Genomic DNA, 16,750 nt, shown 5'->3' with positions numbered 1-16,750 from the left:
GTCACCCCTCGTCATCCGCGAATGGAGTTCGATTGAATTCCGTTCGCCTATGCCAACAGGCCGGATCCGTCACGTACGTTCATGATGGACAAGCACCACGCACCACCCCTTTGCCATGCGTCGAGGAGGGCGGGGACACGTCAGCCATGGGTCCGGTCAACGAACGTCTGCGCCGTGCGCGAGCCGAACGCGGCTGGAGTCAGCTCCGATTGGTACGTGAGTTGCGGCGAGTAGCAGCCGCACGCGGACACCAACTCCCCTCCGACGAGAGCGTGAAGCGGCGCATCGCCAGCTGGGAGAACGGACACAGCACACCCGACGCGTTCTACGGAGCGTTGCTTGCTGACGCGCTCGGGCTGGGGCCGGACGCACTGGGGCTGGAGCAGGGCGGAAGCCAGGACGCTGCTCTTCTCGACGCCGGCTACCCGGACAGCCCAGACACTGCGATCGGCACCGTTGAACGGCTCTGGACTGCGGATCTGAACCGGTACGAGCCGCTGTTACAGGCCGAAGCATCCGAGCCCGCGTGGAACGAGGCTTCCTTGCGGTGGCTGGTCGCACCGGGACCCGCACCCCGGTCCGTGCGGCCGGGAGCAGTGCGGGTGGGGCTCGGCGACGTAGCCGCGGTGAAGACGACAGCCGACATGTTCGCCCAGCTCGACGATCGGTTCGGGGGCGACCACGCTCGGCGCTCCGTGATCCAGTACCTCAGCACGGACGTGGTCCCCCTACTGCGCGGCAGCTACAGCGATGCCGTGGGGCGTGCGCTCTACTCCACCGTGGCGGAGGCGACGCTTCTCGCCGGGTGGATGTCCTACGACGCGTGCCATCACGGACTCGCGCAGCGCTACTTCCTCCAGGCCCTCCGGCTCGCCCAGGACGGGAACGACCGTCGCCTTGCCGGAAGCATCCTGTCGGCCATGAGCCACCAGGCCACTTTCCTCGGTCGGTACACGGAGGCCGCAACCCTCGCCCGCGCCGCGCTCATGGGGATCTCGGCGGTGGCTACGCCGACGCTTCGGGCCCAGTTCCACGCCATGGAGGCACGCGCGCTTGCCAGGACCGGGGACGTAAGGGGATGCGAAGCCGCCCTAACGGCCGCGACACGTGCCCTGGAGAGCCGCAACGCGGAGGACGAGCCGGAGTGGATCACCTACTTCGACGCCGCTGAACTGGCCGCCGAAGCCGCACACTGCTTCCGTGACGTGAACAGCGCTCGCCAGGCCGTCGCGCACGCCGAGAACGCGATGAGCGGCAGCCACGTGCGGAGCGACTTCTTCGCCACCATGGTGCTCGCCGACGCCCACCTTCGCGCCGGCGACATCGAGGAGGCGTGCCGGGTGGCTGTGGATGCGCTGGATCTCGGGGAGAACCTGAAGTCGGCGCGGTGTGTGAGCTATCTGGCCGAGTTCCGGACGGGCCTTTTCACGGCCGGGGACAACGCCGTGTCACGGGCGTTCGCGGAGCAGGTACGCGAGCACCGGTTGTGGCTGACCGCGGAGAGCGGTACCCGTTCGTCCGCGTAGGCGTGCCAACTACAGATCTACGGGCGCGCTCAGAAGGCGCCCCAGGTCTCCCGGCCTTCGCCTGTCCGGAGTGAGTGCAGGCGCTTCCTGAATTCCGCGGCCGAGCGCTCGCTGTCATTCGCCTGATGGCCAACCCAAGCGACCATCATCAGTTCGCGGAGATCGGCGAGGGTTTCGTAGCCGGGCCAGTTCATCAGGTCGAAGCCGTAGCGGAAGACGAAGTCCTGGTACTCCTCAGCCGTGTGCCAGCCGTACCGCTCGTAGTACATGGCAGTGAGGACCAGGTCCCATTCCCGCGGGGCGAGAGCGAACCCGTCGAGGTCGATCAGGACGGCGTGGCCGTCTCGGTGGCGGAGGATGTTGCCGATGTTGGCGTCGCCGTGGATCAGGCCGAAGGGGAGGACGAAGTCCAGGCGGTCGTACTCCTTGCCGAGCCTTGCCGCACGCTCCTCCAGGAACTCCCGGTCTTGGTCCGCGATGGTGTCCAGACCGGCCAGGGAGGCCGCCAGCTTGGCGTGTGGGTCGAAGTACGGGAAGCCGAGGGATTCGGGCTCCTCCAGCCAGTGCAGGCGGCGCAGGAGGTCGGCCAGCTCGCCCACGGTGGCGTACTCCTCCTGGTCCTGGACGCTCTCCCAGAAGGTGACCACGCGGCCGCCGAACACGGCCGGTTGAGTGGCGTGCGGCGGAACCCGGTTCGCGGGGAAGTCGGAGCGCTCCAGCCAGCGGGCCACGCCGACGGCTCGCTCCATCTCGGAGAGGACGGACGGGTCTCGGGCGATGCGGACGATGATCGGTTCCGAGGCAAGGCGGTAGACCGCGTTCGAGCCGAGGCGGAGGAGTTCGGCGCCGGTCGGGTCGAGGCCGGCGGAGCGGCAGGCGTCCCGGAGGATGCGGCCCGTACTCTCGGCCGTGAACCCCGTATCGTCGCCGCCGTCGCTGCCCGAGATCATGCCAACGACCATACGGGGCACGGGCGGAGGCTGACAGGTCGCCCGCGTAATAGGGACGTAATGATCATGGAGCGCGAGCCCTGGCTGACGCTCCCCCGCGCAGGTCAGATGGTGGATGGACGATCCGGCTCCTCTGGCCTCCGGAGCCGTGTGCGCAGGTTCGAATCCTGCCGGGGGCACCTTGTATGAGGTGCCCGAAGACCCCGTCACCAGCGGAAACGCTGAGGCCGGGGTCTTCGCGTATGTGCAGCCCGAAGCGGCCGCATGTCGAGGTCTGTGGACGAGGCGTGGACCAGGCGTTGACGAGATCTTGGAGCGTCGCCGCCGGCGATGCCACACGGCAGAGCCGAGCACGCCTCTACCCCTTGTTACGCCTTTTGTTACGCCATGCCCCCACGACCACACGGCAGGTGGGCGTGCGCCTGGCGGAGTGATCCGGCGGCCATCGCCGTCAGCTGGTGGTGGCGGTCGAACGGCTGGGCCCGTTCCGCAGCCTCCTCCTACTCTTCGCGGAGAACGGTCTCGATACCCTCCGCCATGAACGTCGTACGCCGTCCCGGCCCTCGCCGCTGCCGGAGAACACGCCTCCGGCCTTACGGCTCACGGCCGCGGCCCGACAGAGCGGGAGACGGACATGGATGCGGGCGACAGGCCCTGGGGCGCTCCCCGGCGTGCCGCGGAGCTCACCGGAACTGAGCCCTTCATCGGCTTGGGCGGCAGGACGGTTGCCGATTTCTGGCGGTACGCGGTTCCCAGTCTGGTCACCAACACCTCGCGCGGGCTGCTTGCCCAATTCCTCGTGCACACCGCTTTGGGAAGCACCGGCCAGCCGGATGAGTGGGACTGCTACGACGTGGAGGGCGACGAGGGGCTTCGAGTCGAGGTGAAAGCCAGCGCCTATCTCCAGTCGTGGGAACAGCGCGAGTTGTCGCGGATCAGCTTCTCCGTGGCAAAGCGCCGGGTCCGGGCGCCGGGGGGCGGCGAGGTCGAGGCCACCCATAACGCGGACGTCTACGTCTTCGCACTGCACACCGCTGTCCAGCACAAGGACTACGACTCGCTGAACGTCGCCCAGTGGTCGTTCCACGTTGCCTCACGCACCGCGATCTCGGACCTCGGCCAGAAGACGGCGAGTCTCCCGACGGTGCGGCGTATCGCGGAAGGCCCCATCGGCTTCGACGGCTTGGGCGACCTGATCAGGTCGGTCGCGGAAATCCAGAAGGGTGGCTCAGGCCCCTGTTCGGCTCGTCAGGCGATGTGTTGAGCGCCTGACGTCCGCCCATCGCCCCGCGATGACCGTGCGTGACCGCGGGTCGCCCCACCGTGCATCCACAACTTGTTGATCCTGTGCATCCTTGTCGCCGATGCCATGGAAGACGGACGAGGCGGGCCATCTCGCTGTGTGGTGGGTGGGTGGGGCGGGATAGAACGAGGGGTCAAGCGGAGTGATCAATTCGGAGGAGGGTACGACCTCGTGGGCATCTTCAGCCGGCGGCAGACCGACACCATCGAGCCGGCGCCGACGGGCGGGCCCGGGAGCGGTGGGGTCGCGCTCGACCCCTCGTTGAGCGCGTTGAGCGGGCAGTGGACCATCGACCGGCCGCACAGCCGCATCGGGTTCTCCGTGCGGCACGCGATGGTCACCACCGTTCGCGGGGCCTTCGCCGATTACGAGAGTGCCCTGTACTTCGACGGTGACCGGCCCTCGCGGTCGCGGGCCGAGATCGTCATCCGGGTCGGCAGCGTCGACACCGGAGTCGAGCAGCGGGACGCCCATCTCGTCGGGGGTGACTTCTTCGACGCCCGCCGGTTTCCCGACATGGTCTTTCGCAGCACCTCCGCCGTTCACGACGGTGGCGAGAGTTTTCGGATGGCGGGGGATCTCACCATCCGCGATGTCACCCGGCCCGTCGAGTTGCAGCTCGACTATCTCGGGTCCGTCGTGGACCCCTTCGGGTTCGAGCGGGTCGGCTTCGACGGGACCACCACCATCGACCGCACCGAGTGGGGGCTCGTCTACAACCAGCGCCTCGCCGCCGGCGGCACCATGGTGAGCGAGAAGGTGCGGTTGCAGTTCGACATCTCCGCGGTGCGGGCGCCCGCCGTCGAGTAGGGGGAGCCCTACTCGCCCTTCGCGCCGCCCTCCTCCTTCAGCGCCCTCGTCTCGCTCTTGAGGATGCGCATCGACTTGCCCACCGAGCGGGCGGCGTCCGGGAGTCGTTTCGAGCCGAACAGGGCGATCACCACGATCGCCACGATCAGTAGGTGCCAGGGCTCCAGGGCGTTGCGGATCACTGCGGGGCCTCGCCTTCGTCGGGTTCTCTGCCGTGCAACAGTTGCTATATTGCGCAACTGTACAACCGACGGCGACGGGGCTGCAGTGAGGTGGGCGGATGGCTGGGGTCCGGCGGAAGCGCGGGCGGGGACGGCGGGCTCGGCGGGTGGGGCTCGGCGTTCTGGGGGCCCTCCTCGTGCTGGGTGTGGGCGGGGGCGGCTGGCTCTATCTGAAGCTGAACGGGAGCATCGAGACGTTCAGCGCCGACGGTGTCTCCGGGGACCGGCCCGACGCCGGGAGCTCCGAGGGACAGAACGTGCTCGTCATCGGGTCCGACGCGCGGACCGGGGGGAACAAGGCGCTCGGCGGCGGGGACGCCGAGGACATCGGGCGGTCCGACACCGCCTTCCTGCTGCATGTCTACGGTGATCGGCGCCATGCCGTCGCCGTTTCCATACCCCGCGACGCCCTCGTCGACATACCGCCGTGCAAGTTGCCGGACGGGAAGTGGACCGAGCCGCAGCGTCACGTGATGTTCAATGCCGCGTACTCCGTGGGAGAGACCGCGAAGGGGAATCCCGCCTGCACGCAGAACACCGTGGAGAAGTTGAGCGGCCTGCGGGTGGATCACACCGTGGTCGTCGACTTCAAAGGGTTCTCCGAACTCACCGATGTGGTGGGGGGTGTTGAGGTCTGTCTCCCCAAGGACGTGTACGAGCGGGATCTCAATCCCCATCGCACCGCCCGCGGCAAGCGGATCTTCAAGGAAGGCGTCCAGGAGGTCTCCGGGCGGCGTGCGCTCGACTACGTACGCATTCGGCACGGCATCGGCGACGGCTCCGACATCGGGCGGATCAAGCGGCAACAGGCCTTCGTGAGCGCGTTGTTGAAGAAGGTCAAGAGTGACGGTCTGAGCCCCGGCAAGCTGTTTCCGCTTGCCGATGCCGCCGTGCATTCCATGACCGTCGATCCCGGGCTCGGGTCCGCCGACAAACTGATCTCCTTCGCGATGTCCATGAAGGACATCGATCTGCACAACACCAAGTTCGTCACGCTTCCCTGGCGTTACGACGGCGCCCGGGTCGCCGTCGTCGAGCCGGACGCCTCGGAATTGTGGGCCGCTCTCAAGGGAGACAAGGCCGTGGACGGGAAGAAGTCGCGGAGCGACGCCGCCGTCTCCGGTGACGGGATTTCCGTCGGCGTCTACAACGGCACCACCGTCGACGGTCTCGCCGCCGACGCCGCCAGGGCCCTGTCCTCCCGCGGGTTCACCGTCACCGACACCGGTACGTCCGGGAGTCAGGCCTACGCCGACACCGTCGTCGAGTACGGGGAGGGGCGAGGGGCAGCTGCGAAGGGGAGCGGGAAAGAGTTGAAAGCGCGGGCCGAGATCGTGGCCCGCGCCTTTCCGGGGGCCAAGGTCAGGGCCGCCACGGAGGGGACCGGTGACGGGCGTGCCGGGATCAGCGTGATTCTCGGCAGGTCGTACGTCGGGCAGCAGCGGGCGGGAGACAAGGCGGAGGGTGGCACGGCCGAGGGAACAACCGGTGGGGCGAAGGGGGCGGCCCCTGCGGGCGAAGGGCGCTCCGGTGCCAAGGCGCGGTCCGCCGACGACGGGCCCTGCTCCGATCTCTCCTACGGCTGAGCCGGCCGACGCCACGCGCGGCTGACCCGGCCCGCGACCGACCCGGCGCGCGCGACCGACCCGGGCTCGCCTAGCGCCACCCCGCGGACCCGCGCCTCAGCATCGTCAACGCCCCCGCGTACAGCGCGAGGACCGCGGCCAGGAGCGCGTAGTAGAGGGGTGGCAGCGCGGTCATCGCCAGCAGGGGGCCGAGCGGGGAGAGCGGGAGCAGGAGGCCCGTCGTCGCCAGGGCAGCCGCCGCCCAGGTGATCGGCGTGGGCCTGCCGCGGACCGTGCGCAGGAGCAGCATGACCAGGGCCTGGGTCAGCAGGTTCTCGGTGAACCAGCCCGAGTGGAACAGCGACTCGTCCTCCGTACCCGTCGGGCCCGGCACGGCGAGGGCGAGGACCGCGAAGGTCGCGAGGTCGGCCACGGCGTTCAGGACGCCGAAGCCCGCGATGAAGCGGAGGAAGGAGCGCGGGCGCAGGGCGGCGGGGCGGCGCAGGGCTCCGGGGGCGGGGCGTTCGTACGCGAAGGCCAGTTGGGCGGCGTCGAAGCAGAGGTTCTGTGCCAGGACCTGGGCCGGGAGCATCGGCAGGAAGGGGAGCAGGAGGCCGGCGGTGAGCATCGCTATGACGTTGCCGAGGTTCGAGGAGAGCGTGATCCGCAGGTACGTGGCGATGTTCGCGCTGCTGCCCCGGCCGGCGGTGATGGCGTGGCCGATCGCCGTCAGGCCCGAGGGTCCTTCGGGCGCTTCTTCCGTCCGGCCCACGAGCGTCCGGCCCACGAGTCCTGCGGGCGGTCCTTCGATCAGGCCCGGGGGCCCGGCGGGCGGTCCTTCGGTGGGGGCGCGCTCCGGCAGGACCACGTCCGCCGCCTCCCGCGCCAGCGGCACCGCGTCGTGCGGGGCCACACTCACGTCGGCCGTCCGCAGGGCCGGCAGGTCGTTGACGCCGTCGCCGAGGAAGCCCGTGGTGTGGCCGTGGGCGCGCAGGGCCTCGACCAGGCGGGCCTTGTGTTCGGGGGTGCAGCGGGCGAAGACGGTGGTGCGGTGGGCCAGTTCGGCCACCTCGGCGGGTGTGAGCGCGTCGAGGTCCGCGGCCGTGCGGATGTCGTCGGGGGGCAGGTCCAGGCCCAGGTCGGCGCAGGCCCTTGCCGCCGTGCCCGGGTGGTCACCGGTGAGGATCTTGACCTTGACGCCGCGGTCGGCGAGGGCGCGCAGTGCGGGTCCCGCGGCCGGTGCCAGCGTGTCCCGCAGGGTGACGAAGCCGCGGAACGTCAGGCCGCGCACGTCGGCGGGCATCCAGTCGCGGTGCCGGGCGGAGCGGTCGGCGGTGGCCACGGCGAGGACGCGCAGGCCCTCCCCCGCGAGGCGTGCCGCGCGGGCGTTCAGGCATGCGCGCTCCTCGTCGGGCAGCGCGCAGTGCTCCAGTACGTTCTCGACGGCGCCCTTGACCACGAGCGTGTGGACACCGAGGCCGGCGCCGGGGCGCAGGACGACGGCGGTGGCGAGCCTGCGTACGGGATCGAAGGGCAGGGCGGTGACGCCCTCGCAGCGGGTGACGGCGTCCTCGTCGGCCGCGTCGAGGATCGCCTCGTCCAGCGCGTCCGGTGCGGGCAGCTCGGCCAGCTGGAGCGTCCACCAGGCGTTGACGGCCGCCCAGTGCAGGGGCTCGGCGGCGGGGCGGCCCTCCGCGTCGACGCCCCGCTCGACCACGGGGCGGTCCTGGGTGAGCGTGCCCGTCTTGTCGACGCACAGGACGTCCATGGCGCCCAGGTCGTGCAGCGCGGGCAGCCGTCCGACGATCACGCCGTGGGTACGGGCGAGGCGTGCGGCGGCCCGTGCCAGGCAGGTGGTGACGACGACGGGCAGCATCTCCGGGGTCAGCCCGACCGCCACCGCCACGGCGAACGGCAGCGTCTCCAGGCCGCGGCCCCGCAGCGCCGCGTCCGCCATGAGCACCAGCGGGGGCGTGAGCAGCATGAAGCGGATGAGGATCCACGAGATGCCGCGCACGGAGCGGTCGAAGGCGGTGGGGCGGCGGCCCCCCGCGGCCCCGGAGGGCGGTGCGGCGCCCGGAACGTGCGCCGTCGCGAAGCGCGTACGTCCGCCCGTCGCCGTCACCACCGCCGTGCCGCCTCCCGCCGTGACACTGCTGCCCTGGAAGCAGAGGTGAGGGGCCTCGAAGAGGGCGGGGGAACGCGGCGGGGCTGAGGAAAGGCTCGGGGCGGGGAGGGCCGGGGAGGAGAGCGGGCGTGCCGCCGTGGTCGGCGCGTGCTTCGGTGCCGGCGCCGACTCCCCCGTCAGCGGCGCCTGGTTCACGTACAGGCCCCGCGATCCGAGCAGGTGGACGTCGGCCGGGACCAGGTCGCCGGGGCCGAGGCGGACGATGTCGCCGGGGACGAGCTCGTCCACCGGGAGTTCGCGGGGCTCCGCCGGCGCGTCGGGGGCAGGGCGGCGCAGGACCGTCGCCGTGCTGGGCACCAGGTCGCGCAGGGCCGTCATCGCGCGGTCGGCGCGGTGTTCGCCGGTGGCGCGGAGCGCGCAGCTGACCGCCACGAGGAGGGTGATCACGCAGGCCGTGCCCCAGGCCGCGACGGTCGCGGAGACCAGGCCGAGACAGAACAGGACGGCGGTGAACGGGTCGCGCAGGCCGCGCAGGAAGCGACCCGGCCAGGGAATCGTCCGCCGGGCCGGCAGGGTGTTCTCGCCATGGCGGGCGAGGCGGGCCGCGGCCTCGTCCTCGGTGAGGCCGCGCGGTCCGGTGTCCAGGGCGCGCAGCACCTGGAGTGCGGTCGGCGCCGCGGCGCCCGCTTCCCCGACGGCCGTCGGCGTCTCGGACACCGGGCCGTCGGGCACGGGACCGAGCCCGTCAGGCACCGGTTCCGCGCAGGCCGCGGACCGGGGCGGCGGACGCCTCGGCGCGGGAGGCGAGTTGGGTGACCATCAGCCGCACCACCGTCACCACGTCGGGGTCGGCGACGAAGTACACCACGCGGCGGCCCTCGCGGCGGGAGCCCACGAGTCCGGCGAGCTTGAGCTTGGTCAGGTGCTGGCTGACGGCGGGCAGTGCGCCGCCCACCCGTTCCGCGAGGCCGCTCACGTCGCTCTCGCCCTGGGCGAGGGCCCACACGATGTGCAGGCGCGCGGACGAGGCGAGCAGGCCGAAGGCGGCGGCCGCCTCCGTGAGCAGCTCGGCGGGGGGATCGTGCGCGTCGTGGCCGTCGACTCCCGTCGTCGTCACGTGCCCGCCTCCCGCCCGCTGTTTCCTCCAGGTCCAGGGGCAAGTCTAGGTGGGTGCGGGTCCGGTCCTCCCCGCGTGCCGCGGCTCCGTGGTCTGCGGCGTGAACCGCACAGTGACCCGCACCGTGACCTGAGCCGTGACCCGCACCGTGATCTGCGCCGCCCTCCGCCGAACGATCAACGCGGCGGCCCGTTCATCAGGCATGCTGGCGGTCATCGTCACGCCTGACACCTGACACCTGACACCGAACCCGCCGCCGAACGCGGCACGCGAAAGGAGGGCGCGCTCGTGGGCGACTGGATACGTTGCTTCCACCCCGCACCCGATGCCGGGACCCGTCTGCTCTGCTTCCCGCACGCGGGCGGTTCCGCGAGCGCCTACAACCCGCTGTCGGCCGCCGTCTCCGGCATCGTCGACCCGCTGGTCGTGCAGTACCCGGGCCGTCAGGAGCGGTACGGCGAGCCGTTCGCCGAACGTGCCGACGAGATCGTCGACGCCGTGCTCGCCGCGCTGCCGGGGTGGCGCGACGGCACGCCGACGGCGCTGTTCGGGCACAGCATGGGCGGGGTGCTCGCCTTCGAGACCGCGCGGCGCATGAGCGCGGAGGGGCGGCCGCCGGTGGCCCTGTTCGTCTCCGCGCGGCAGGCGCCCTCGGTGCCGTGGCGACCCGCCGCGGTGGTGCGGCCGGTGCACGAGATGTCCGACACCGAGCTGGTCGCGGAGATGCGGAAGCTGTCGGGCACCGCCGACGAGGTCCTGTCCTCCCCCGAACTGCTGCCGATCATCCTGCCGCCGGTGCGCGCCGACTACCGGCTCCTCGACGGGTACGTCCACCGGCCCGGGCCCCCGCTCGACTGCCCGGTCATCGCCCTGACCGGTGACGCCGACCCCCGGGTCGCGGTGGACGACGTGCGCCCCTGGGAGAGCGAGACCCGGGGCGAATTCTCCTGCCACGTGCTGGACGGCGGGCACTTCTACCTCGACTCCCACCTGCCGTACGTCGCCGAGGTCATCGCCTCCGCGCTGCCCGACCGGAGCGCGGCGACGCCGTGACGGGTGACGGCGCCGCCCTCACCTGATGTGCGCGGCGCCGCCCCGGGCGGGCGCGGCACCTCACTCCGCTTCGAACTCCGACAGGAGCGCGTCCAGCGAGTCCTCGGTCCCGTCGGACTCCTTCGACTCGACGATGCGAACGGTCAGTTCCCCGAGGGTCAGCTCCTCCAGGAACAGGGTGATCGGCACGTCGATGCCGAAGTCGTCCCGGAGCCTGCCCACCAGGTGGACGGCGGTCAGCGAGTCGCCGCCCGCCGCGAAGTAGGTCGTCCCCGGGGCGGCGGGCTCGTCCAGGCCAAGGGCCTCCTCAAGGAGGGCGGTGATTCCCTCGGCCAGGTCGTCGCCCGGCGCGGCTGCCTCCTCGACCGCCGTGGACGGTTCGGTACGGCCCACGAGGGTGAGCGCGCCGAAGCTCTCCCCCGCGAACGGGTACGTCGGCAGGCTGACCCGGCGTCCCTCGCCCACCTCCTCGGGCCACGGCACCGTGCCGCCCTTCAGCCACCGCTCGCCGAGCGCGCGCAGCCCGTCCGGGTCGGGACCGGTGTCGGGGCCGGTGTCCGCGTCGGTCCCGCCCGTCGGCCGGCCCGCCGCCAGGGCCGCGAGCCGGTCGGCCGCCTCCGCCCGGTCCGTGGCCACCACGTACGCCCGTACGTCCATGGGGGTGCGGCCGGTGCGCAGGGTGTGCGCCACATCGGCGAGGGCCGGGGCGCCGGGGGCGCGCAGGGCGGCGGCGAGCTTGCCCGCGAGGGTGGCGAGGGCGGTCTCCGTGCGGGCGGAGAGGGGGAGGAACTCGGTGCGGCCCGCCGCCCCCGGGGTGTGTGGCGCGGAGTGTTCCGGTGCCTGCTCCACGACGACGTGGACGTTCGTGCCGCCGATGCCGAGGGAGCTCACCCCCGCGCGGCGCGGGCCGCCCCGGGCGGGGAGCGGCCACGGGGCGGTGCGGTCGACCACGCTGAACGGGGTTGCCGCCAGGCCCAGTTCGGGGTGGGGGCGGGTCAGGTTGACGGTCGGGGCGAGGGTGGCGTGCTCCAGCATGAGCACCACCTTGATGAGCGAGGCCACGCCCGCGGCCGCGTCCAGGTGGCCGATGTTGGACTTCACGGAGCCGATACCGATACCCGTGGCAGTGGCAGTGCCAGTGGTGATATCGGTGGCGGTGTCCGGTTCCGTGCGGGAGTCGGGGGCGTCCGTGAACGCCGCTGTGGCCGCCGCGAGTTCGATGCGGTCACCCAGCGCCGTGGCCGTCCCGTGGGCCTCCACGTACTGGGCCGCGGACGGTGCGAGACCCGCCGCCGACCATGCCTCGACGACGGCCGCCGTCTGCTGTTCGACGCCGGGGGCGGTGAAGCCGACCTTCGTCGCGCCGTCGTTGGTCAGTGCGGTACCGCGCAGGACGGCACGGACCGGGTCGCCGTCGGCGAGCGCGTCCGAGAGGCGGCGCAGCACGACGACGCCCACACCGCTGCCCGGCACGGTGCCGCCCGCCCGCTCGTCGAAGGGCCTGCAGCGGCCGTCGGGCGAGAAGATGCCGCCCTCGTAGTGCACGTACCCCTGTTTGCGTACGGAGTCGACGCTGACGCCGCCCGCGAGCGCGGTGTCGCACTCGCCGAGGAGCAGCGCCTGTGCGGCGAGGTGGACGGCCGTCAGCGAGGTCGAGCAGGCCGTCTGCACGGTCAGGCTCGGGCCTTCGAGGCCGAGACGGTAGGAGATCCAGGGGGCCAGGAACTCCCGGTCGGTGAGGATGCGGATCTGCATCGCCCCGATCGAGGCGGCGAGGCGGCGGTCGGTGTGGGCCGCCAGCATGTGCTCGGTGGGGCTGCCGCCGACGTAGACGCCGGTGCGGCCCGGCGTGGCGAGCGGGTCGCGCCCGGCGTCCTCCAGGGCGGCCCAGGCGGTCTCCAGGAGGATCCGGTGCTGGGGGTCGAGCGCGGCGGCCTCGGTCCGGTTGAAGCCGAAGAGCTCGGCCTCGAAACGGTCGGCGCCGGCGAGGTGGCCCTTGGCGGGCACGTGCTCGGGGCCGCGCAGTTCCGCCGGGTCGGCGCCGTCGGCCAGCAGCTCCTCCTCCGTGAAGTCGGCGATGGAGCAGACGCCGTCACGGAGGTTCGTCCAGTACGTGTCGAGGTCCGGGGCGCCCGGGAACCGCCCGCTCATGCCGACGATCGCGAGGGCGGAGTCGAGGTCAGGACCGAGGTCGAGACCAAGGTCGGAGTCGAGGTCGAGGTCGAGGTCGAGGTCGGGGTCGAGGTCGGGCGCTGTGCCGGAGCCGGTGTCCCGAGCGGCTGAAGTGGCTGGCGTGGCTGGCTCGGTCATCGTGGCGTGCCCTTCCTGGAGCGGAGCCGTTGTGCGGCGGCGTTCTGGCGTGCGCGGCGGTCGTTGCCCCGGCGTTGTGCGTCGGCGGCGGTGGCGGAGGCCTCGGGGGTGGTGGAGGTCCCTGTGCCGGGTTCGGCACCGGCTTCGGTGACGGCTTCGGCCGTGGCTCGGGCGGCCCGGTCGAGGTGGGCCGCGAGGGCGGCGACGGTCGGGTTGCGGAACAGGTCCACGAGGGAGAGGTCGGCCAGGGCCTGCCCGACGGGGGGCGGGTCGGCCGGGGCGGGGTCCGGCGAAACCACCTCCCCGTTCCGCGGGCTCTGCGGGCTCTGCGGGCTCTCCGGGGCCTGCGTTCTCTGCGGGGTCTGCGGGGTCTGCGGGGCCTGCGGGGTCTGGCTTCCCGGGCTCTCTGGGGCCTGAGTGCTCTGCGGGCCCTGCGGGCTCTGGCTCCCCGGGCTCCCCGGGTTCTCCGCCCCCGACGTCCGCGCCGACGCGCGGAGCCCGTCCAGGACTCCCAGCAGCCGCACCGAGTTGCCGCCCAGGTCGAAGAAGTTGTCGTGGACGCCGACCCGTTGGAGGTTCAGGACGCGCCCCCACACCCGTGCCACGTGCCGCTCGGTCGCGGTGCGTGCCTCGGCGTACGGGCGGGCCGACTCCTGGCGGTCGGTGGGGGGTTCGGGCAGGCGCGGGCGGTCGATCTTGCCGGAGCGGTTGAGCGGGAGCTCGTCGAGGTGGACGTAGACCTCGGGCAGCATGTAGCCGGGCAGCCGCTCGGCGAGGTGGGCGCGGAGCGTGGCGTCCGAGGGGGCCGCGCCCTCCCGGTGCACGACGTAGGCGACCAGGCGCTGTTCGGCGCCGCTGCCGCGCACGGCCGCCGCGGCGACGGCCACGTCCGGCGAGCCCGCCAACAGGGCCTCGATCTCCCCGAGTTCGAGGCGGATGCCGCGCAGCTTGACCTGGGAGTCGGAGCGGCCGAGGTAGTGCGTCCTGCCGCGCGCGTCGATGCGGGCGAGGTCGCCGGTGCGGTACATGCGGGCGCCCGGCGGGCCGTACGGGTCGGCGACGAAGCGTTCGGCGGTCATGCCGGGGCGGCCGATGTAGCCACGGGCCAGCGAGGCACCCGCGATGTAGACCTCGCCGGTCACGCCCGTGGGCACCGTACGCAACCGGTCGTCGAGGACGTGCACGCGCGAGCCCGGCACCGGACGGCCGATCACCACGGGCTCGTCGGGTTCGAGGTCGGCGGTGGTGGCGTAGACGGTGGCTTCGCTCGGCCCGTACGCGTTGACGATGCGGCGGCCCGGCTCGCTGAGCCGCTCGACGAGTTCGGCGGGGCAGGCCTCGCCGCCGACGGCGAGTGTCCGCAGGTGGGGCAGGCGCCCGGCGACGTCGGGCAGCAGCATCGCGGCGGACGGCGGCAGGAACACGTACGTGATGCGCGAGTCCCGCAGCCGGGCGTACAGCGCGTCGCCGAGCCGCTCGTCGTCGCGTGCGATGTGCAGCTCGGCGCCGGCGACCCAGGGGAAGAAGAGGTCGGAGACCGCCACGTCGAAGCCGAACGACACGAACTGCAGCACGCGGTCCTCGGCGGTGACGGGGAACGCGGGGCGCACGGCGACGGTGAGGTTGAGCAGTGCGCGGTGCTCGACGGCGACGCCCTTCGGCACGCCCGTGGAGCCAGAGGTGAAGAGAACGTACGCGAGATCCTGCGGCGAGGGCCGGTCCTCCGGAGAGCGGGCGGGCGTCTCGTCGGGCGTGGCCACGCCATCCGTGACCGTGACCGTGACCGTGTCCGCGTCCGTGTCCGTGTCCGTGTCCGCGACGGCCGCCGTCGCGTCGGCGGGTTCGTCCGCGCGCAGGCACGGCACGGCCAGCGCCTCCCCCTTGGCCGCGGTCTCCGCCGCCGTGACGAGCAGGCCCGTTCCTGACGCCTCGACCATGTGCGCGAGGCGGGCGTGCGGGTGGGCCTGGTCGAGGGGGACGTACGCGCCGCCCGCGCGGAGCACCGCCAACGCGGCGATACCCATCTCGGGCGAGCGGGGCAGCAGCAGGCCGACCCGGAAGCCGGGGCGCACTCCCGCCGCACGCAGCCGGTCCGCCAACGCGTCCGCACGGGCGAGGAGTTCGCGGTAGCTGAGCCGGACGTCGCCGCAGACCAGGGCGGTGGCGTCGGGGCGGGCGGCGGCGACGTCGGCGATGAGGTCGGGGACCAGGCGGTCGGTCGGCGCGGCCTCCGCGGTGCGGTCGGCGGCCGCGACGACGCGGGCACGTTCGTCGGCCGGGACGGGGTCGAGGGTGGAGAGGGGCGCGTCGGGGCGGGTGAGAGCCGCGTCGAGGAGCGTCTCGAAGGTGCGCACCCAGTCGCGCACGGTGGCGGGCTCGAAGAGGTCGCTGCGGTAGATGAACTGCGCGGCGAGGTCGTCGCCGCCCGCGCCGGCCTCACCACCCGCTGTCGGGGCCGCGTCCGCGCCGGCCGCCCCACCCGCACCCCTCCATCGCTCCACGTGCAGGTGGAAGTCGAACTTGGCGGTATCCAGGGCCAGTTCGACACGCGAGACGCGGGCTCCCGCAAGATCGAGGGAGAGGTCCGTGTCGTCGTCGTAGGCGAAGACGAGCTGGACCACCGGGTCGTGGCTGGTCTCGCGGGCGGGGGCGAGGGCGTCCACGACGTCCTCGAACGGCGCGTCCTGGTGGGGCTGTCCGGCGAGCAGGGCGGCACGGACGCGGCCGATCAGCTCGGCGTAGGACGGGTCGCCGGAGAGGTCGACACGCAGGGCCAGGGTGTTGGTCAGCATGCCGACCATCTCCTGGAGCTCGGGCCTGTCGCGTCCGGACACCGGGTAGCCGACGACCAGGTCGTCCCGGCCGCTGAGGCGGGCGAGGAACGCGGCGTACGCGGCGAACAGCGCCATGAACGGCGTGGCGCCACGGGCTCCGGCCGCCTCGGCGAGGCGGGCGCGGACCCCGCCGTCCAGCAGGAACCGTTCACTGCCGCCCGCCGCCGAGCGCACTGGGGGTCGCGGCCGGTCCAGCGGCGGCGAGACGACCTCGGGCGCCCCGCGCAGCCGTCCCGCCCAGTGGGCGACGGCCTGCGCGTAGGCACCCTCGGCCTGCCGCTCGCGCTGCCAGACGGCGAAGTCCGGGTATTGGAGCGGGAGTTCGGGGGCCTGGTGGGCCACTCCCCCGGTCTCGGACGCGTACGCGGCGGACAGGTCGCGCAGGATGACGCCGAGCGACCAGCCGTCGCAGATCAGGTGGTGGGCGACGAGCAGCACGCGGTGGCTGCCGTCGTCGACGGCGTACACCGCGCATCGCAGCAGCGGTCCGGTCGCCGGGTCGAAGGGCAGGGCGGCGTCGGCCCGCAGCCGGGCGTCCGCCTCGCCGACGGCGACGTCCTTCTCCACCGCGAGGTGTGCGCGGCCGGTGGCGGCGACGATCTGGGTCTGCGTGCCGTCGGGCGCGGTGCGGAATACCGTCCGCAGGGACTCGTGGCGGGCCACGAGGGTGTCGAGCGCGCGTGTGAACGCACCCAGGTCGAAGGGGCCGTGCACGGCGAAGGCGGCGGGCACGTTGTACTGCGCGGTGCCGGGGTTCATCCGGTCGAGGACCAGGAGGCGGCTCTGGGCGTCGGAGACGGGGAACTCGTACTCCTCGACGGGCGTCGGAGCCTCGTCCAGGGTGTCGGCCTGCGCCTCCGGGCCAGCCTGCCCCACCTGACTCGCCGGATCATCCTCCGGGATCACCGCGTCCACCGGGTGCAATGGATTCAC

11 protein-coding genes are annotated in these 16,750 nt (G+C 72.6%); 5 read left to right on the top strand and 6 right to left on the bottom strand.

Annotation, left to right across the window (positions count from 1 at the left end; genetic code table 11):
- Window positions 1–272 precede the first annotated feature (272 nt).
- Window positions 273–1,526, top strand: a complete 1,254-nt coding sequence (locus tag ACZ592_RS33355) for a hypothetical protein (RefSeq protein WP_362364784.1) — start codon at window positions 273–275, stop codon at window positions 1,524–1,526.
- A 29-nt stretch (window positions 1,527–1,555) separates the two neighbouring features.
- Here the strand turns inward: ACZ592_RS33355 and ACZ592_RS33350 are convergent, their stop codons facing one another.
- Window positions 1,556–2,476, bottom strand: coding sequence for a phosphotransferase (locus ACZ592_RS33350; RefSeq protein WP_471585429.1), 921 nt, complete (start codon window positions 2,474–2,476; stop codon window positions 1,556–1,558).
- 634 nt (window positions 2,477–3,110) lie between these two features.
- Here ACZ592_RS33350 and ACZ592_RS33345 point away from each other — a divergent pair.
- Both ACZ592_RS33345 and ACZ592_RS33340 read left to right on the top strand, forming a co-directional pair.
- On the top strand, window positions 3,111–3,740 hold the full coding sequence (locus tag ACZ592_RS33345) for a hypothetical protein (RefSeq protein ID WP_471585428.1): 630 nt from the start codon (window positions 3,111–3,113) through the stop codon (window positions 3,738–3,740).
- 210 nt (window positions 3,741–3,950) lie between these two features.
- On the top strand, window positions 3,951–4,589 hold the full coding sequence (locus ACZ592_RS33340; RefSeq protein ID WP_471585427.1) for a YceI family protein: 639 nt from the start codon (window positions 3,951–3,953) through the stop codon (window positions 4,587–4,589).
- 8 nt (window positions 4,590–4,597) lie between these two features.
- Here the strand turns inward: ACZ592_RS33340 and tatA are convergent, their stop codons facing one another.
- Window positions 4,598–4,771, bottom strand: a complete 174-nt coding sequence (gene tatA, locus ACZ592_RS33335) for a Sec-independent protein translocase subunit TatA (protein WP_471585426.1) — start codon at window positions 4,769–4,771, stop codon at window positions 4,598–4,600.
- A 98-nt stretch (window positions 4,772–4,869) separates the two neighbouring features.
- On the opposite strand from tatA, the gene ACZ592_RS33330 reads away from it, so the two are divergent.
- Window positions 4,870–6,396 (top strand): LCP family protein, encoded by a 1,527-nt coding sequence (locus ACZ592_RS33330; RefSeq protein ID WP_471585425.1) that lies wholly within the window; start codon window positions 4,870–4,872, stop codon window positions 6,394–6,396.
- A 70-nt stretch (window positions 6,397–6,466) separates the two neighbouring features.
- On the opposite strand, the gene ACZ592_RS33325 is transcribed toward ACZ592_RS33330, so the two are convergent.
- Both ACZ592_RS33325 and ACZ592_RS33320 read right to left on the bottom strand, forming a co-directional pair.
- On the bottom strand, window positions 6,467–9,256 hold the full coding sequence (locus ACZ592_RS33325) for a P-type ATPase actuator domain-containing protein (RefSeq protein WP_471585424.1): 2,790 nt from the start codon (window positions 9,254–9,256) through the stop codon (window positions 6,467–6,469).
- Window positions 9,249–9,620, bottom strand: coding sequence for an ArsR/SmtB family transcription factor (locus ACZ592_RS33320; RefSeq protein ID WP_471585423.1), 372 nt, complete (start codon window positions 9,618–9,620; stop codon window positions 9,249–9,251). Before ACZ592_RS33320 ends, ACZ592_RS33325 begins: the two co-directional genes overlap by 8 nt.
- 288 nt (window positions 9,621–9,908) lie before the next feature.
- On the opposite strand from ACZ592_RS33320, the gene ACZ592_RS33315 reads away from it, so the two are divergent.
- Complete coding sequence (locus tag ACZ592_RS33315) at window positions 9,909–10,673, top strand: thioesterase II family protein (RefSeq protein WP_471585422.1); 765 nt, start codon at window positions 9,909–9,911, stop codon at window positions 10,671–10,673.
- A 60-nt stretch (window positions 10,674–10,733) separates the two neighbouring features.
- Here the strand turns inward: ACZ592_RS33315 and ACZ592_RS33310 are convergent, their stop codons facing one another.
- Both ACZ592_RS33310 and ACZ592_RS33305 read right to left on the bottom strand, forming a co-directional pair.
- The gene (locus ACZ592_RS33310; RefSeq protein WP_471585421.1) at window positions 10,734–12,983 is read right to left on the bottom strand and encodes a beta-ketoacyl synthase N-terminal-like domain-containing protein; all 2,250 of its coding nucleotides are present in this window, start codon (window positions 12,981–12,983) and stop codon (window positions 10,734–10,736) included.
- Entirely contained in the window at window positions 12,980–16,750 is a 3,771-nt protein-coding gene (locus ACZ592_RS33305) for a non-ribosomal peptide synthetase (RefSeq protein ID WP_471585420.1), read from the bottom strand. Before ACZ592_RS33305 ends, ACZ592_RS33310 begins: the two co-directional genes overlap by 4 nt.

Source organism: Streptomyces sp. NPDC040622 (genome assembly GCF_055593965.1).
The sequence above is the reverse complement of the archived record's forward strand: the minus strand, read 5'-3'. Positions and strand labels throughout refer to the sequence as shown.